Below are 16,528 nucleotides of genomic sequence, written 5' to 3'. Positions count from 1 at the left end.
GAAAAGAGCGTATGAACCATGCGGTTCATACGCTTCCTGGCTGGAGCGATGCTCCTTAAGCATGAAGGCTAGTCTTCGTGCTCGGCCGCAGCCTGCTTGCCAGCGCCCTTGAGGCCGTACATGGTGGTGCTGCCCGAGGACCAGTATTCGAGAACCTCGTCGTTCACGAGAGCGGTGAGGATCTTCTTCACTTCACGCTGCTTCATGTCGGGGAACAGGTCGGTGAAGTCGTTGAAGTAGAACTTGCTCTTGCTACCAGACTTGGAGTTCAGGAAGTCAACGACTTTCTGCTTGGCTTCTTCCATGGAAGTACCCCTTTTAGTGAACCGGGGGCGTTTACCGCCCCCGGTATGGTTACGATGCCGGCTAGAACTTGAACTGGGTGCTCTGACGCCAGGTGTAGTAGGCCGGGTCGCGGAAGTCGTCGATGAGGTGGTGCGAGAACTCGAGGCCGGTCAGGGAGAAGAAGCGTTCCCAACCGATGCGCTCAGCCCACTCGCCCAGACGCTCGTACTTGTAAGCGTTGGCCGAGTACACCTCGATGATGTGCTTGATGGTCTTGGTCAGCGAAGGCCAGCGGGGCGGCTCGTTGGGGATGTACGCCACAACGACCTTCGAGAACTTGGGCATGGAGATGCGGTTGGAAACCTTGCCGCCGACCATGATGACCACGCCGTCGCCTTCGCCGTCGGAGATGGGCAGCGCGGGGCACATGGTGTAGCAGTTACCGCAGTACATGCAGCGTTCGTTCTTGATGGCGATGGTGTTGACCTTCTTGTCGCCGATTTCCAGCTTGGTGGGACGCACCGCAGCGGTGGGACAGGAGGCAACGGCCAGCGGGATTTCGCACAGCTGGTCGGTCCACTCGTGGTCGATCATCGGGGGCTTGCGGTGGATACCCACAACGCCGATGTCGGAGCAGTGAACGGCGCCGCACATGTTGATGCAGCAAGCCAGCGAGATGCGAACCGGAGCGGGAAGGCGCATGCTCTGGAAGTCTTCGAAGACTTCGTCCATGATCGCCTTGACCGGGCCGGAGGCGTCGGTCGCAGGGGTGTGGCAGTGTACCCAGCCCTGGGTGTGAACGATGTTGCTCACGCCAGCGCCGGTGCCGCCGATGGGGAACTTGAGCGAGCCGCCGTCGAACTTGCGGCTGGCGAGGTCTTCCTTCAGGGCCTTGAGGCTAGCCTCGTCGGCGACCATGAATTCCACGTTGTTACGCGTGGTGAAGCGCAGGTGACCGCCGCAGTACTTGTCGGCGATGTCGCACATCTCGCGGATGTGGGTGATCGACATCAGGCGAGCAGCACCAACGCGTACGGTGTACACCTTGTCGCCGGACTCGGCCACGTGCATGAGCACGCCGGGCTCGAGGATCTCATGGTACAGCCACGAACCGAAGTTCTTGGCAATGACCGGCGGGAAGAACTCGTCGAACTTGCGGGGGCCGATGTCCGTGATACGGTTTGCCATCGGCTTTTCGGGATTGTACCCGGAAGATATGAATGCCATCTTTCTGCACCCCTCTTCTTATCTCAGGTGTCTCTTGCGGTATTCCGTGATGTCGCGATCCCAGCCACCAGGTACTTCTTCTTCCTTGAAGAAGATGTACGGGTTGGTGCGGGGTTCCTTGACATGCTGGGGCACCGGAGCGATTTCGGTCACTTCGAGCAGCTTCTGGAAGCTGAGGCGCTTCATGGTCTCGCCGAGGCGCTCGCGGTTCTTGCCTTCTTCCATCCACCAGTCCCAGATCTTCTCGACGACTTCCTTGATCTCGTCGAAGGGCTCTTCGGCGGCGACGAAGGGAACCAGCAGAGAGCCCATCTGGGCACCGTCGAGGATGGGAGCCTTCGCACCGCAGAGGATGGAGGCGCCACGCTCGTCGCCGATGTGCAGGGCGCGGGGCATGGTGTTGATGCAGTGCATGCAACGGACGCATTCCTTGTTGTCGATCGACAGCTTGGAACCGTCCCACTTCATGCACTTGGAGGGGCAGCGATTGACGACTTCGGCTTCGATGTCGAACTTGCCCCAGTCACGACCGGAGTGGGCACCGGCGTTGGGCTTGAACTCACCGGCCACGTAGGCCTTGACGGCTTCGGCGTCGATCTTGATGTCGTCCTTCCAGGTACCGATGACCGAGAAGTCGGAACGGGCGATGGAGGCCACGCAGCCGTTGGGGCAGGCGTCGAACTTGAACTTGAACTTGTAGGGGAACGCCGGACGGTGCAGTTCGTCCTGGTATTCCATGGTCAGTTCGTAGCAGGCGGCCTGAGAGTCGTAGCAGGCGAATTCGCAACGCGACTTGCCGAGGCACGATTCAGGGGTACGCAGGTTCGAACCGGAACCACCAAGGTCGGTGTTCAGGTTGTGGGTCAGTTCGAAGAAGATTTCTTCGAGCTGGGGGGTCTGCGTGCCGAGGAGAACGATGTCACCCGTGGAGCCGTGCATGTTGGTCAGACCGGAACCGCGCAGGTCCCAGATGTCGCACAGCTGGCGCAGGTAGTCGGCAGAGTAGTACTTGCCGGAAGGCTGGGCCACGCGCACGGTATGGAAGTGCGCCACGCCGGGGAACTTTTCGGGCTGGTCACAGTAACGGCCGATGACGCCGCCGCCGTAACCGAACACGCCGACGATGCCGCCGTGCTTCCAGTGGGTTTCACCCTCATCGTAGGACAGCTCGAGAACGCCGAGCAGGTCTTCCGGACAGTCGACGGGTACCTGGTAGTCCAGCCCCTTCGGGTTGGCCGCCCGGTACGCAGCCTCCTGCTTGATGTCGGACACGAAGCTGGGCCAGGGCCCGGACTCGAGCTGGTCCAACTTGGGAGTTGCATGTTTCGCCATTGCCTTACCTCCACATTGGTTTGGTTGTAGTCTCACTACCGACGTTGGCGCGCCCGTCCTGCCGAATGGCAGCACGGGGCTTTCTGCTTTCTCGCGGCCCGGACTTCGGTCGGTGCGGCCCTGGCGCGCGAAAAACTCGTGATTTTTTGGACAAAGTAGGGCCATTGCTAGAATGATTCCGCCACCTTGTCAAGTGCGGCGGCCTTCCGGCACGGCTGCAACCCCTGTCATCAGTGCATCATGGCGCATGTTCCCCTCCGGACAAGAGGGAAGCATGGACGATGCAACTTCTGGCACCCTATCCCAAGCAGACGGATTAGACAACACCCCGCCCGATCAACCCATGTATCCTTAAAACGCTTCACGGCCCTGTGCACCCCGAACGCCCTCCCCCTGTTGACGATACACCGCGAAGCGGGCAGATTCCCACCTGTCACCGGTTCTTCCGGTAATTTCCCAGATGGAGCGACCATGCAGGACGAACGAGGCCTCTACTACTACCCCGACCCCACCAACCGCCGCGCCCGTGTCTACGTGCGCGTGACAGACGGCGCCATCGAATTCAGACTCTGGCAGGCCGACCATGCCGAGGTATGGGACAAGCACGGCTGGATTCCGCTCGAAGTCATCCGCAACGCCGCCGCCATGTACCGCGACATGGGCCGCGAGACAGACCCCATGCTCCTGTACGACGAGGCCGTGGCACGCGCCCTGCTCAAGGAGGCCGGCAGCCTCTAGCACGCGAAGGAGACCCCATGCACGAGACGAGCCTTGGCGAGACGCTTCGCGACTACCTCACCGGAGAATCCATCGAGGCCACGACCTACGAGGACCTGCGGCAGGCCCTTGCGCGGCTGCTGGTCGAAGGACTCGGGTATCCCGCCGAGAGGGTCGTGCCGCGCCTTGCCGTGCGGTTTCCCGTCGACGACGGGGAATACTGCCGTACGGTCGACCTGACCGTGACAGCCCCTGACGGCAGCCCTCTCATGCTGGTCTTCTTCTGCCCCGGTCAGGTCAACACCTTCGCCCGCGAAAGCCTGGCCGCAGCACGCCTCATGACCGGAGGGCCCGCACCGCTGGTGGCGGTGTCCGACCTGCGCGACGCTGCCCTCTATGCCGTGGCCGATGGCACGCAACTGGCCTCGGGCATGCGTGCGCTGCCACGGCACGCCGACATCGACCACCTTGCCGCAGCGCATCCCGTCCCTCCCATGGACGATACGCGACGCGCCGCAGAGCAGCGGATTCTTTACGCCTACAGCGAATTTCTCAAGCGATGCTGCGACGAGTCGGTCTGCCTGCTGTAGACGGCCCCGCCCCGCACATTCGCCCGCCCGCTTCCGGTCTACGCAAAAAACGGCTATAAGCGCATCTTCCGGGAGTGACGCACCATGTCGAGACGCTGGGTACAGGCCAACCTTTCCGAATTCGCGCGTGACGTCATGCGCGACTACTGCATGGCGTGCGCCGTCCTCGAAGCACAGTTCGAGCGTTTCGAAGCCTCCGGCGCGGTGTCGTTTCCCGTCATGCGCGACCTGCTTGGCGAAGCCGTCAACAAGGGGCTTCTCTGGCGCCTCAAGGACACGGCACATCACCTGTTCCGCAGCGACCCGCATGCCAGCCCCGTGGCGCTCATGCTGGACTGGGCCATCGGCTATGTCTTCCACGAGTGCATCAAGCTCAAGGAAGACGCCTACCAGCACCAGCACTACGCCCCGCAGTACCGTGCCCTTCAGGGCAGGCTCATGGACGAGGAGTTGCTCGCCATCGTCGAACCCCTCGCCTCCATGCTGGCGCAGACCCGCGAGAGCATGGACCGCGAGATTCGCCGTATACGCTATATTCTCGCCAGCAGCCGCAGGCTGCTGTGCCTGTATTTCGCCACACACGGCGACAACAGGCTTCTGGCCCGTCTTCTGCATGACCGCGCAGGTCTTGTGCGCGACGTGTTCGGCGACGACCACCCCCGCCTCGTAGCCGCGCTGTACGGCGACAGGCCCGAACTTCTGTACGTTCAGGCAGCCGAGGCGCTGCTTGAAGGAGGCCGCCCCGACGAGGCCCTGCGTGCCATCGACGAAGCCGAGACGCTGCGCCCGGACTGCCCCGAGGCCCTCGCACTCCGCAACGCCGTCGCACAGATGTCCCACCCCACATCCTCAAGGAGGGCGACCACGCCATGACCCTGCTCCATCTGAACAGAGCCTCCACAAGGGTAAGGCTTGAGAACAGAGACAATCCCGAACTGTATCGCGACATCTTCCCCTATTCGAAGATAAGCCGCGTGGAGTTCGACGACATCTTTCTGATGCCGCGCCCCGCCGAGCCCATGTTCATCACCGACACGACGTTCCGCGACGGCCAACAGGCCCGCCCGCCGTACACCGTGAAGCAGATGGCCCATATGTACGACCTGCTCCACAAGCTGGGCGGGCGTAGCGGGCTCATCCGCGCCTCCGAGTTCTTCATGTACTCGCAGAAGGACCGCCGGGCCATCGAGGCATGCAGGGCCAAGGGCTACAAGTTCCCGCGCATCACGGGCTGGATACGGGCCAACGTCGACGACCTCAAGATCGCGCGGGACATGGAGTTCGATGAAGTGGGGATGCTGACCAGCGTGTCGGACTACCATCTCTACCTCAAGCTGGGTCTCGACCGCGAGAAGGCTCTTCAGAACTACCTCAAGGTGGTGGGACAGGCCCTTGAATGGGGCATCATCCCGCGCTGCCACTTCGAGGACATCACCCGCGCCGACATCCCCGGCTTCTGCCTGCCCTTTGCGCAGAAACTCATGGAGATGTCCAAGGACAGCGGCCTGCCGGTCAAGATACGGCTGTGCGACACCATGGGCTACGGGGTGCCCTATCCGGGTGCCACCCTGCCACGTTCCGTGCAGCGCATCGTGCGCGCCTTCACAGACGAGGCCGGCGTCCCAGGCGAATGGCTCGAATGGCATGGGCACAACGACTTCCACAAGGTGCTCATCAACGGCGTCACGGCGTGGATGTACGGATGCGCCGGGGTCAACTGCACCCTTCTCGGCTTCGGCGAACGCACCGGCAACACGCCCCTCGAAGCCCTCGTCATCGAATACATCTCGCTCACCGGCGACGACGACGCGGCCGAGACGCAGGTCATCTCGGAAATCGCCCACTACTTCGAGACCGAACTCGACTACCGCATCCCCGACAACTACCCGTTCGTCGGCAAGGACTTCAACGCCACCAGCGCCGGCATCCATGTGGACGGCCTCGCCAAGAACGAGGAAATCTACAACATCTTCGACACGCGCAAGATTCTCAACCGCCCGGTGCCCATCATCATCACCGACAAGTCGGGCCGCGCCGGGGTCGCCTACTGGATCAACCAGTACCTCGGCCTGCCCGTCGAGAATCAGGTGTCGAAGAAGCACCCCGCCGTGGGACACATCTACAACAAGATCATGAAGGCCTACGAAGACGGCCGCAACACCTCGTTCTCCAACAAGGAGATGCAGACGCTGGTGCGCCGCTTCATGCCCGAGCTGTTCGGCTCCGAGTTCGACCAGATCAAGAAGATGGCGGGCGAGCTCTCGGCGGGCCTCATCATCAAGCTGGCCAAGGAATGCCAGATCATGGGCGTGGGCGACGACAAGTACCCCTGCATGCGCGAGTTCGTGCAGGAATACCCCTTCATCCAGTACCTGTACCTCACCGACAACCGCGGCAAGCTGCTCTCGGCAGCCATCACCGACCCGGCCTATCAGGCGAAGTACGACCAGCTGCCCATCGGCTACGACTTCTCCAACCGCCAGTGGTTCATCAGGCCCATGCAGACCGGTGAACTGCACATCACCGACGTGTACCAGTCGCAGTTCACAGGGCAGCTCATCCTCACCGTCTCCACGGCGGTCACGGACGAGCACGACAACATCACCGGCATCATCGGTGCCGACATCCAGATAGAGCAACTGCTGCGCCGTGCCGACGCCATCGAGGATGACGTGGCACAGGACGAGGACGAATAGCCCCGCACTGCGCGGGGCCACGCCCCGTCAACCTCAACCCCGGGGGAGGCCGCCACGGGCGGCCTCCCCTTCAAGGAACGATGCCAAACACCATCCTGCGCCTTCTTCTCGTTTCACTTCTCCTGTTCTGCACCGCCAGCCTCGTCTCGGGGTGCGGCTCATCACGCTCCGGTGTATCCTATCCCAAGGGCCAGCCTTCAGGGCCGCGCGCCAAGCCCTACACCGTACGCGGCAAGACCTACTATCCCCTCAAGTCCGCCCATGGCTTCGTCGAAGAAGGGGTCGCCTCGTGGTACGGGAGCGACTTCCACGGCAAGAAGACCGCCAACGGTGAGCGCTACGACATGTACGCCATGACGGCGGCGCACAAGCTGCTGCCGTTCAACACCAACCTGCGCGTCACCAACCTCGCCAACGGCAAGCAGATCATCGTCCGCGTCAATGACCGCGGGCCCTTCGTCGGCGACCGCATCATCGACCTCACGCACACCGGGGCAAGCCGCATCGGCATGATAGGCCCCGGCACGGCACGCGTAAGGCTCGAGACCGTCGGTGACGTTCCCGGACTCATGCAGGATGGCGACCTGTCCGGCAGCTTCTATGTCCAGATAGGAGCCTTCTCCAGTCAGGAGAACGCCCGCCGCCTTTCTGCACGGATGCAACAGCGCGGCTTCAAGGCACGCTTCTACTATGCCGAGCTTGTCAGCTTCTGGCGTGTACAGGTGGGCCCGTGGTCGACGCTGAGTGAAGCCGAGCGGATGCGCCAGCAACTGCGCTCCGAGTTCCCCGGCGATTTCGTCGTCGCAGAATAGTACGCTCCCTCGCACTGCCGCGGCGTCACTTCCATCCCTGTATGGGGAGAGGTGACGCCGCGTTGCATGGGATGCCACGGTCTCAGGACATGGAACAACGCCGCCCTCCTTGCGGTGAACGGCGACGACATGCGAACGCCGACGCCCTTTCCGTGCGTTGGTGCCACCAGTGTGCAACCTCGCGAAGCGGGAGGTACGGCAGGTGCTCGCTGTCGGCCCAAGCCCCCCAGCCGACCCGCTTATCCGGGTCGCCGCCACGGGGCGGCAACCGCAGGCCAACAATCACAGGACGCCGCCCTCCTCACGGAGAACGGCGTCCTGAAATAGGGCTATGCCCGCACAGTGCGTTACTCGTTGAGTTCGGCCCTGAACTTGCGGGAGAGACGGAACACCACCACCTTGCGCGGAGGCAGGGTAATGGTCTCGTCCGTCTGGGGGTTGCGGCCCTTGCGCGCCTTCTTGTCATAGGCCTCGAACTTGCCGAAGCCGCTGATAAGCAGCGCATGGTCCTTCTTGATGGCCTGCTTCATGATGCCAAGCAGCGATTCGACCACGCCTTTCACTTCGGCGCGATTGCGGTCGGTCTTCTCGTAGATGGCATCGACTATTTCCGCTTTGGTCAGGGTCTTGCTCATACGTCCTCCGGGCCGGCCCGTTGCCGGCTAGTCCATGCGTTCCCTGATGGCCTCCGCGAGCGCCAGCATCTCGTCCATGCTCCCGTATTGCCCCTGCGACCACAGTTCGAGGCCGTCGTCGGAGAAACGGGGGATGAGGTGCCAGTGGACATGGAAGACCACCTGGCCCGCCGCCGCGAAGTTGTTCTGGAATATGTTCAAACCTTCAGCACCGGTAGCAGCCATGATGGCCCTGCCTACCCGCTGCGCCGCCCCCATGACATGCGCGCCGAGTTCGGCGGGCATGTCGAAGACGGTGGCGTGGTGTTCACGAGGAACCACGAGCGCGTGCCCGCGCTTGACAGGGCCGATATCCATGAAGGAGATGACGTGGTCGTCGGCATAGAGCTGCGCACAGGGAATCTCGCCACGTATGATCTTGCAGAAGATGCAATCGCTCTGGGACATGGGGTTCTCCTTCAACGTTGGACATCCCGGCCTTCCACAAGGCCCGGAACTGAAGACATGCAACTAGTTATATAATCAGTCAAAGTCACAACCGCAAGGCTTTTTTTCTACAATTACCATATATTGCAGGGCTTGCCACATGAGCCTCCGACGTGACATCCTCAAAGGCGGCACATCTACGCCAGCCTTATAGTAACAAGCTGGCAATACAAGGCAATCCCCCAACCATGATTTTTCCCCATCCGGAACCACAAACACCGCGCCACCGCATCCTTCCTGTCTTCCTGCCCTTCGCCGGATGCCCGCAACGTTGCGTCTTCTGCGCACAGGACGCCCAGACCGGGCAATCCGTCGAACCTGTGGCGGACGTCCTGCGCCGGGTTGATGCCATCCTTGAAGAAAGGGCCCGACACAATCGCCCCGCCGTGGAGATAGCCTTCTATGGCGGAACGTTCTCGGCCCTGCCGGAGGACGACCAGCACGCCTGCCTCGCCCTTGCCGCCCGCTGGCGCGAACGCGGTATGGTGGTCGCCGTACGCTGTTCCACCCGACCCGACGCACTGCCCCCCGGCAAGGCCGAAGCCCTCGCCGGACTTGGGATGAATCTCATCGAACTCGGGGTGCAGACATTCGACGACACGGCCCTCGCCCATGCGGGGCGGGGCTGCCATGGCGATGATGCACTGACAGCCGCCCGACGGGTGCGCGACGCCGGATTGGGGTTAGGGCTGCAACTGCTGCCCGGAATGCCCGGTGTCACCCCGGACATCTTCCGTGCCGACATGAAGGTGGTCGCCTCGTTGCGCCCCGACTGCCTGCGGCTGTATCCATGCCTCGTCCTTGAAGGTACGGGGCTTGCCCGCCTGTGGCGCGAAGGTCGCTATGGACCATGGGATGTGGACACGACGCTGGATGTGCTTGCCGACGCCCTGTTGCTGGCATGGGGGCAAGGCATCCGGGTCATCCGCCTCGGGCTGGCGCAGGATGAGGGGTTGCGCGCCGCCCTGCTGGCAGGGCCGTGGCACCCCGCCTTGGGGCAGATGGCGAAGGCCGAAGCCCTTCTTCGCCACATCGCCTCGCAAGTGGCCTATTTCACGGCCCGCCACGGGCATACGCCGCACAGGCTGCATGCACCGGCACGATGGCGCGGTCTCCTGTACGGACAGCACAACCGCCTTGCCTCACGCTACGCGGCACTGGGGCTGACCGAAGTCGTATGGGACGACACCGAAGACTACACCCTCACCTGACACAGATGGGCCATACTGCCTGAAAATGTGTGGGCCGCCTGTCATGTCTGGCCAGACTTGGCAAACCCCACTGGGCAAACCCGCCATGACAAGCCCGGACACGGTACATCTGTTCCCGTCTCCAGCCTTACAAGGGATGACAGGGGCCGTGGCAGAGGGACGACACCGCCCCCCCAGACCGCACGGTACGACACCGTATTTGCTAGCGACACCGCCCCTGCCCCCGGTACGCGTCGGGCTCACCACTCGATGGGGTCGAGGCCTCTTGCTCGAAGCCATGTATTGACCTGCGAGAAATGACGGCAGCCGAAGAAGCCTCGAAAGGCCGACAGCGGGGAGGGGTGCGCCGCATGAAGCACGAGGTGATGGGCCGCCAGCCCTTCGCCGTATGCAGCGGCATGACGCCCCCACAGCAGAAAGGCCATCGGACGTGGACACCGCCCCAGCGCCTCCACCACCGCAGCCGTCACCTCCTGCCAGCCGAGTCGGGCATGGCTGTGTGCCTGTCCCGCCTCCACAGTGAGCACCGTATTGAGCAGTAACACCCCTTGGCGGGCCCACCGGGTCAGGTCCGTGGAGGGCGGACGAAGACCGCCACCATCATGTCCGGCAGCAGTCTTTTCAGGTAGCGCATCAGCATGACGCTTCTTGCCTTCATCCGAGGCATGACCAAGGTCGGTCTCTATCTCACGGAAGACATTCCGCAGTGAACGCGGGGCTGGCACCCCCTCCGGCACCGAGAAGGCAAGCCCGTGGGCCTGCCCTTCGCCGTGGTAGGGGTCTTGCCCCAGCACCACCACACGCACCCTGTCCCACGGGGTGGCGCGCAATGCGGCGAAGACCTGACCGGACGGGGGATAGACCACACGTCCTTTCCGCCGCAACGCCTCCACACGGGAGAAAACCTCCAGATGCGCGCCGTCACCCAGCAACGGGACGGCCTCAAGCCAGCCCGTCCCGGCAAGCGGGTCGCGCATATGTTCACGATTCCCGGCTGCGGCCCCGGCTGTTGCCAGAGTTTCAGGCCCTTTAGCAGCCCCGACGGAGGCTTCGACAGTTGCCACGACACTCGGCCCGGCATCGCCCCCTCCCTTCGGGGGACGATGCGTCGCGCCATGTGCAGGGGCCTGCATACTGCCGCATCGTGCTTCCGGCTGCGGCAACGGGCCTTCAGGCGTACGCGCACACCCCTCGTGCGTATCTCCGACACGGAACCTGCGCCGTGGCACCCTAGCCTCCAAGCCCGCCCGACGCCACGACGCGCTGTGTCCACGCCGCCATACGGTCGAAGGCTTCGTCCAATTCCGCCTCTTCCATGCCGAACGAGAGGCGAAGATGCCGCTCGCCCGTGGGGCCGAACGACGCGCCCGGCACGGTGATGACACGCCCCTCTTCCAGCAGCCTACGGGCGACCATGTCCGACGGGGCATCGGTGAACGTGTACCGCGCCATGATGTAGAACGCACCGCGTGGCTGCACATAGTCGAAGTGGGGGGCCATGGCGTCGAGTCGCGCACAGGCGAGGTTGCGCCGCGCGGAAAGGGCCGCACGCATGTCATCCACACAATCCTGCGGCCCGGTGAGGGCGGCAAGGGCGGCATACTGCGAGACGGCGGGGGCGCAGATGGCTGCCGCGTCGTGCACCTTCAGCAGTTCACCCATCCATGCGGCGTCTGCGGCGCAGTAGCCGACACGCCAGCCCGTGAGGGCGTACTTCTTGGAGAACGAGTTGACCACGATGACATGGCGGCGCATCTCCGGCAGACTGGCGGGGCTCAGGGGTTCACCCCCGCCATAGACCATGTAGTCGTAGGTCTCGTCGGAGATGAGCATGATGTTGCGCTCCAGTGCGAGTTCGCACAGGGCGCGCACGTCGGCATCGTCATAGACCGTTCCGGTGGGATTCCCGGGATTGCAGACGATGACGGCGCGCGTCCTCGGCGTCACCGCAGCGCGGATGGCGTCCACATCCAGCCCCCAGTCGTCGGCACGCAGCGGAACGTGCACCGGGACCCCTTCAGCCATGAGCACCTGTTCGGCATGCGAGGCATACCCCGGAGAGGGAATGATCACCTCGTCGCCCCTGTCCACCACCGTGAGCAGGGCCATGAGCAGGGCTTCCATGGCTCCCACGGTGACGCCGACCTCAGAGTCGGGGTTCACCATGTAGCCCTTGCGGGCGGCAAGGTCGGCGGCGATGGCCTCGCGGAGAGCAGGCATACCCGGTTGCAGGGTGTAGCGCCCCGCATCGGCCTTGTCCCGCAGGGCACGGCATACGGCCTCGACGATGTGTTCGGGTGTGCGGAACGAAGGCACGCCCTGACCGAGTGAAACGCAACCGCCCACGCGGGCGGCGAGCATGGGCATGAGCTTGGTGGCGGAGATGCGTATCTGCTGCACTCGGCGTGACACGCGAAAGACGTCGGACATGTTGGCTCCTTGCTGACTGCGCGAATGGCGCGGATTGTGGACACGGACGAACGCGGAGGGGCGCATGCTGCGGGCCGACCGACGACGCAGGCAGCGTCAATGGCCGCTGGCCCTCTCCCTGCGGTACACTCGCTGCGGCAGGCCCCTGTCGCCTGTGCCGCCCTTGGCTATAGCCCCCCTCGGCGCAAGCCGCAACGGACGCATGGCGTGCCGCGGTGACCTGCCCGCGCCCGATGGTCACGGGCTGACAGCGGATGCCGTCACAGTTATGTTCGGCACGGGAGGAGGCCAACACTGCTGGAGTGCGGCAATCGGCATGGACCATCGCCTTCGAGGCTTGTACATCCGGGCATCCGCACCGCCCCGGGTGGCATCCCATTCCCGCGCGACGTCGAGACCCGCCGCGAACGTTCCTCTCCCTTCGATGGGGTATGCCGATGAAGTACACCTGCACGGTCACACGCCAAGGGATTCCCGGGCCGCCATTCTCGCTGCTACCAGCGCCTCTCGCCGGCGTGCGGGCAGCCGGGAGCATCACGCACGGCGAGTCCGGTGTGTCCCGCCGCACGGGGCCGCCCAAGAACGACCCGTTCCGTCACGGTCGCAGCGCCAACGCCACACCCCAATCACCCTTCGGCACAGCCACCCTTGCCCCCGGCACCCTCGCGCCATCGCCGCGGCAGGCCACCGTACCCGACCTGCAACGCCGGTTTCTGCTGCAGGCCGCCGAGGGTGAATTGGCATGGCACATCGCGCTCAAGCTCATCGCCTTCATCCTGTGGATGGAACATGAGCCGCAGGTGGAGATGGGGGTCGGCTGGCACTATAAACCCGATGTGGTCATCCGGGATGCGGATGGCAAGGTGCGCCTGTGGGGCGACTGCGGCAACATCGCTGTCCGCAAGATAGAACGGGTGGCAGGCTGGCTGCCGCAGGACGGCGTGTTACACATCCTGCGCCGGGGCAGGCGTGACGCCGGACAACTGGCGGACTCGCTGCGCGGCAAGGGGCGCGACCCCTCCAAGGTACGCATCACCGCCTTCGACGACGGCTTCGTGGATGGACTCGCCGCCAGCCTCGACACCACCAACCGTATCGAAGCCGTGTGCCGAGACGCAGACCTGACACTCTCGGTCAGCAACCGCAAGGGCGTCACCACACTCGCGTCGCATCTTCACGCCGTCTTCCCGGCCTGAAAAAGCCCCGGCATCCGTACAGATACCGGGGCGTTCAACGCATGGCTGTCAGCGATGCGGCTAGGGGAAGACCTTGCCGGGGTTCATGATGCCGAGGGGGTCGAACACGCCGCGGATGCCCTTCTGCAACGCAATGGACCGCGCCGAGAGTTCAAGCGGTACGAGGTGCTTCTTGGCCTCTCCGATACCGTGCTCACCGGAGATGGTCCCGCCCAGTTCAACCACACGTCGGGCAAGGGCGACAACGCCTTCTTCCGCACGTTCACGGTTGTCAGTGCTGGAGGAGGTGACATTGAGATGGATGTTGCCGTCCCCGGCATGCCCGAAGGCGAAAATCTCAAGACCGTAGCGTTCTTCGAAGGCGGGCAATTCCGCCACGAGGTCGGCGATGGCCACAAGCGGCACCGCCACGTCCTCGGAGAGGTACAGCCCCGCATAGTCGTGGATGCGAAGCGAGACCTGCCGTCGCACGCCCCAGATGGTGGCGCGTTCCGCGTCGGTCGGGGCGGGCAGAACCTGCGTGGCCCCCTGTTCCCGGCAGATGGCGGCCACGGCGTCAAGCTGCGGTTCGATGGTGGCCCGCTGTCCGTCCAGTTCGATGATGAGCAATGAAGGACGCGCTCCCGGCACGGGAAACGGCAGCATCTCGCCCACCAGCGCAAGACAGCGGTGGTCCATGAATTCAATGGCCGAGGGAAGATGTCCGGCCCCGAGTACGGCAGCGACGGCGCGCATGGCGGAGGGCATGTCGGCAAAGGCCACAGCCATGCCCACGGTGGCGGCAGGCAGGGGGATGAGCTTCATGGTCAGCCCCGTGATGACGCCGAGTGTACCCTCGGACCCGCACAGGAGGTGCGCCATGTCGTACCCCACAACGCCCTTGCGGGTGCGTACCCCGGCACGGAGGAGTTCACCGTCGGGCAGCACCGCCTCGACACCCAGCACATAGTCGCGGGTGACGCCGTACTTGACGCAGGCAGGGCCGCCCGCGTTGGTGGCCACGTTGCCGCCCACGGTCGAACGGTCCATGCCCGCAGGGTCGGGCGGGTAGAAGAGATTCGCGGCAGCCGCAGCGTCGCGCAAGGTCTGCGTGATGCAACCCGCGTCGACCTCGGCCACGAGGTTACGGGTGTCGATGGCACGTACACGGTTCATGCGTTCCACCGACAGCACCACCCCGCCCATGAGGGCAAGGCATCCTCCGGCGAGTCCGGTGCCACCACCGCGCGGAATGACGGGGAAGCGATGTTCGGTGGCAAGCCGCATGAGCGCCTGTATCTGCCCGACGCTTTCGGGAAGCACGACCATGTCCGGCGTCGCGCGCAATTCAGAGGCGTCGCGGTCGTAGGGGGCACCCGCAGTGTCGAGGACGGCATCGCGTCCCACGGCGTCGATGATGGCGGTACGGAGTGCGGGGGTGAGTCTCGTCGTCGATACGGTCATGAACCCTCCGCCCGGTTGCGGAGGGCTACTGCTTGGCGCGACCGAAACCGGGGATGCTGAAGTGCTGTTCCACCCGGTGCAGAATCCACGACGCCAGCGTCACCAGAAACAGGTAGTAGGCGCCGACGAACAGGAACACTTCGGTGAACCGGAAACTGCGCGCCGCCACCACCTTGCCCTCTCCCGTGAGCTCGATACAGGTGATGACATACGCCAGCGATGAGTACTTGATGAGATAGATGATCTCGTTCCCGCAACCGGGCAGGGCACGACGCACGGCCTGCGGCACGACGATGAAGAGCACGGTCTTCAGCTTGCTGAAGCCAAGGGCCTGCGCCGCCTTGAGCTGGCCCTGCCTGATGGAGAGCAGGGCACCGCGCACATATTCGGAGTTGTAGGCCGCGCTGCACAGCACGAAGCCCAGCACGGCGGCGGGGAAGGGTTCGAGGTAGATGCCGATGTTGGGCAGCCCGAAATAGATGATCATGAGCTGCACGACCAGCGGCACGCCCCGGAAGGTTGCCGTGTAGATGTCGCCCGCCTTGCGGACCCATGCCGGGCCGAACACGCGGCCCGTACCCACGATGATGCCGAAGAGAAGCCCAAGCGTGGCCGACGGCACGATGAGCATCATGCTTGTGATGAGCCCCCGGTTCAGCGCGGGGAGCATCTCCCCGAAGACGAAATCCGGATCGAACACTAGCAGCTCTCCTCGCACAGGTCGGTGAGGCGACTACAGAAGTCCTGCGTACGGGTTCCGGCGCCGGGCGCCAGCAATTCGGCGGGCGACCCCCGTTCGATGATGGCGCCACGCTCCATGAACACGATCTCGTTGGCGAGGGCACGCGCGAAATCCATCTGGTGTGTGGCCATGACCATGGTCATGCCCCCCTTGGCGAGGTCGCGGATGACCGCCAGCACTTCGCCCACCAGTTCAGGGTCGAGGGCGGAGGTGGGTTCGTCGAGCAGCATCACCTTGGGGTCCATGGCTAGGGCGCGCGCGATGGCCACACGCTGCTTCTGCCCACCCGAAAGCTGTGCGGGGTAAAGGGCATGACGCGAAGAAAGCCCCACACGCTCGAGTTCGGCCATGGCCCGTTCACGGGCGGCAGCGCGACTCATGCCGCGCACCTTGCGCAACGCGATGCTCACGTTGGAAAGCGCGTCGAGGTGGTCGAACAGGTTGAATTCCTGAAAGATCATGCCAACCTGTTGCCTGAAGGCATAGAGGTCGGCCTTGCGGTGTGCGTCGACGGCGCGCCCTTCCAGCGACACCGTACCGGCATCGGGCAGGATGAGATGGTTGATGCACTGCAGGAGAGTGCTCTTGCCCGCCCCCGAAGGCCCGATGAGCACCTTGAGTTGTCCCCTGTCCACATCGAGGGACACGTCACGGAGGATGGGACGACCGCCAAGGGCCACGGAAAGATGTTCAACCCGCAGGATGGGTGTTGCGTTGTCGGTCATG

Annotated in this window: 17 protein-coding genes; 7 read left to right on the top strand and 10 right to left on the bottom strand. The window is 63.9% G+C overall.

Going from position 1 to position 16,528, the window contains the following annotated elements; all coding sequences use genetic code 11:
• Positions 1-68: 68 nt before the first annotated feature.
• The 3 genes from DVU_RS01970 to dsrA form a co-directional block, all read right to left on the bottom strand.
• Positions 69-305, bottom strand: a complete 237-nt coding sequence (locus tag DVU_RS01970) for a dissimilatory sulfite reductase D family protein (protein WP_010937711.1) — start codon at positions 303-305, stop codon at positions 69-71.
• 61 nt (positions 306-366) lie between these two features.
• Positions 367-1,512: a dissimilatory-type sulfite reductase subunit beta gene (dsrB, locus tag DVU_RS01965; RefSeq protein ID WP_010937710.1), complete on the bottom strand. Its 1,146-nt coding sequence runs from the start codon at positions 1,510-1,512 to the stop codon at positions 367-369.
• Between the two features lie 18 nt (positions 1,513-1,530).
• Positions 1,531-2,844: a dissimilatory-type sulfite reductase subunit alpha gene (gene dsrA / locus DVU_RS01960; protein ID WP_010937709.1), complete on the bottom strand. Its 1,314-nt coding sequence runs from the start codon at positions 2,842-2,844 to the stop codon at positions 1,531-1,533.
• A gap of 471 nt (positions 2,845-3,315) precedes the next feature.
• Here dsrA and DVU_RS01955 point away from each other — a divergent pair, with 471 nt between their 5' ends.
• From DVU_RS01955 to DVU_RS01935, 5 genes are all read left to right on the top strand, one after another.
• Positions 3,316-3,582: a hypothetical protein gene (locus DVU_RS01955; RefSeq protein WP_011792913.1), complete on the top strand. Its 267-nt coding sequence runs from the start codon at positions 3,316-3,318 to the stop codon at positions 3,580-3,582.
• Positions 3,583-3,599: 17 nt separating this feature from the next.
• The gene (locus tag DVU_RS01950; RefSeq protein WP_010937707.1) at positions 3,600-4,151 is read left to right on the top strand and encodes a type I restriction enzyme HsdR N-terminal domain-containing protein; all 552 of its coding nucleotides are present in this window, start codon (positions 3,600-3,602) and stop codon (positions 4,149-4,151) included.
• Between the two features lie 84 nt (positions 4,152-4,235).
• On the top strand, positions 4,236-5,024 hold the full coding sequence (locus tag DVU_RS01945) for a tetratricopeptide repeat protein (protein ID WP_010937706.1): 789 nt from the start codon (positions 4,236-4,238) through the stop codon (positions 5,022-5,024).
• The gene (locus tag DVU_RS01940; RefSeq protein ID WP_010937705.1) at positions 5,021-6,847 is read left to right on the top strand and encodes a triose-phosphate isomerase; all 1,827 of its coding nucleotides are present in this window, start codon (positions 5,021-5,023) and stop codon (positions 6,845-6,847) included. The genes DVU_RS01945 and DVU_RS01940 overlap by 4 nt, the downstream gene beginning before the upstream one ends.
• A gap of 80 nt (positions 6,848-6,927) precedes the next feature.
• Positions 6,928-7,659, top strand: a complete 732-nt coding sequence (locus tag DVU_RS01935) for a septal ring lytic transglycosylase RlpA family protein (RefSeq protein ID WP_010937704.1) — start codon at positions 6,928-6,930, stop codon at positions 7,657-7,659.
• A 347-nt stretch (positions 7,660-8,006) separates the two neighbouring features.
• On the opposite strand, the gene DVU_RS01930 is transcribed toward DVU_RS01935, so the two are convergent.
• The gene (locus DVU_RS01930) at positions 8,007-8,294 is read right to left on the bottom strand and encodes an integration host factor subunit alpha (protein WP_010937703.1); all 288 of its coding nucleotides are present in this window, start codon (positions 8,292-8,294) and stop codon (positions 8,007-8,009) included.
• Between the two features lie 27 nt (positions 8,295-8,321).
• Entirely contained in the window at positions 8,322-8,741 is a 420-nt protein-coding gene (locus DVU_RS01925; RefSeq protein ID WP_010937702.1) for an HIT family protein, read from the bottom strand.
• 227 nt (positions 8,742-8,968) lie between these two features.
• Between DVU_RS01925 and DVU_RS01920 the strand changes: the two genes are divergently transcribed.
• Positions 8,969-9,991 carry a radical SAM protein gene (locus DVU_RS01920; protein ID WP_010937701.1) on the top strand — a complete coding sequence of 341 codons (1,023 nt, stop codon included), beginning with the start codon at positions 8,969-8,971 and terminating at the stop codon, positions 9,989-9,991.
• Positions 9,992-10,230: 239 nt separating this feature from the next.
• Here the strand turns inward: DVU_RS01920 and DVU_RS01915 are convergent, their stop codons facing one another.
• Positions 10,231-11,055 carry a uracil-DNA glycosylase gene (locus tag DVU_RS01915; RefSeq protein WP_223295128.1) on the bottom strand — a complete coding sequence of 275 codons (825 nt, stop codon included), beginning with the start codon at positions 11,053-11,055 and terminating at the stop codon, positions 10,231-10,233.
• A 166-nt stretch (positions 11,056-11,221) separates the two neighbouring features.
• Entirely contained in the window at positions 11,222-12,421 is a 1,200-nt protein-coding gene (locus tag DVU_RS01910; protein ID WP_010937699.1) for a pyridoxal phosphate-dependent aminotransferase, read from the bottom strand.
• A gap of 554 nt (positions 12,422-12,975) precedes the next feature.
• Here DVU_RS01910 and DVU_RS01905 point away from each other — a divergent pair.
• Complete coding sequence (locus DVU_RS01905; RefSeq protein ID WP_226987319.1) at positions 12,976-13,617, top strand: YaeQ family protein; 642 nt, start codon at positions 12,976-12,978, stop codon at positions 13,615-13,617.
• Between the two features lie 60 nt (positions 13,618-13,677).
• Here the strand turns inward: DVU_RS01905 and DVU_RS01900 are convergent, their stop codons facing one another.
• From DVU_RS01900 to DVU_RS01890, 3 genes are read right to left on the bottom strand one after another with little or no spacing between them, the layout of a single operon-like run.
• Complete coding sequence (locus DVU_RS01900; RefSeq protein WP_010937697.1) at positions 13,678-15,060, bottom strand: FAD-binding oxidoreductase; 1,383 nt, start codon at positions 15,058-15,060, stop codon at positions 13,678-13,680.
• A gap of 25 nt (positions 15,061-15,085) precedes the next feature.
• Positions 15,086-15,760 (bottom strand): amino acid ABC transporter permease, encoded by a 675-nt coding sequence (locus tag DVU_RS01895; protein ID WP_010937696.1) that lies wholly within the window; start codon positions 15,758-15,760, stop codon positions 15,086-15,088.
• Entirely contained in the window at positions 15,760-16,527 is a 768-nt protein-coding gene (locus tag DVU_RS01890; RefSeq protein WP_010937695.1) for an amino acid ABC transporter ATP-binding protein, read from the bottom strand. The genes DVU_RS01895 and DVU_RS01890 overlap by 1 nt, the downstream gene beginning before the upstream one ends.
• Position 16,528: the final 1 nt, after the last annotated feature.

This window comes from Nitratidesulfovibrio vulgaris str. Hildenborough (assembly GCF_000195755.1).
Classification (GTDB): Bacteria; Desulfobacterota; Desulfovibrionia; order Desulfovibrionales; family Desulfovibrionaceae; genus Nitratidesulfovibrio; species Nitratidesulfovibrio vulgaris.
Note: the sequence above shows the minus strand (reverse complement) of the source record. Positions and strands in the feature narration are given on the sequence as shown.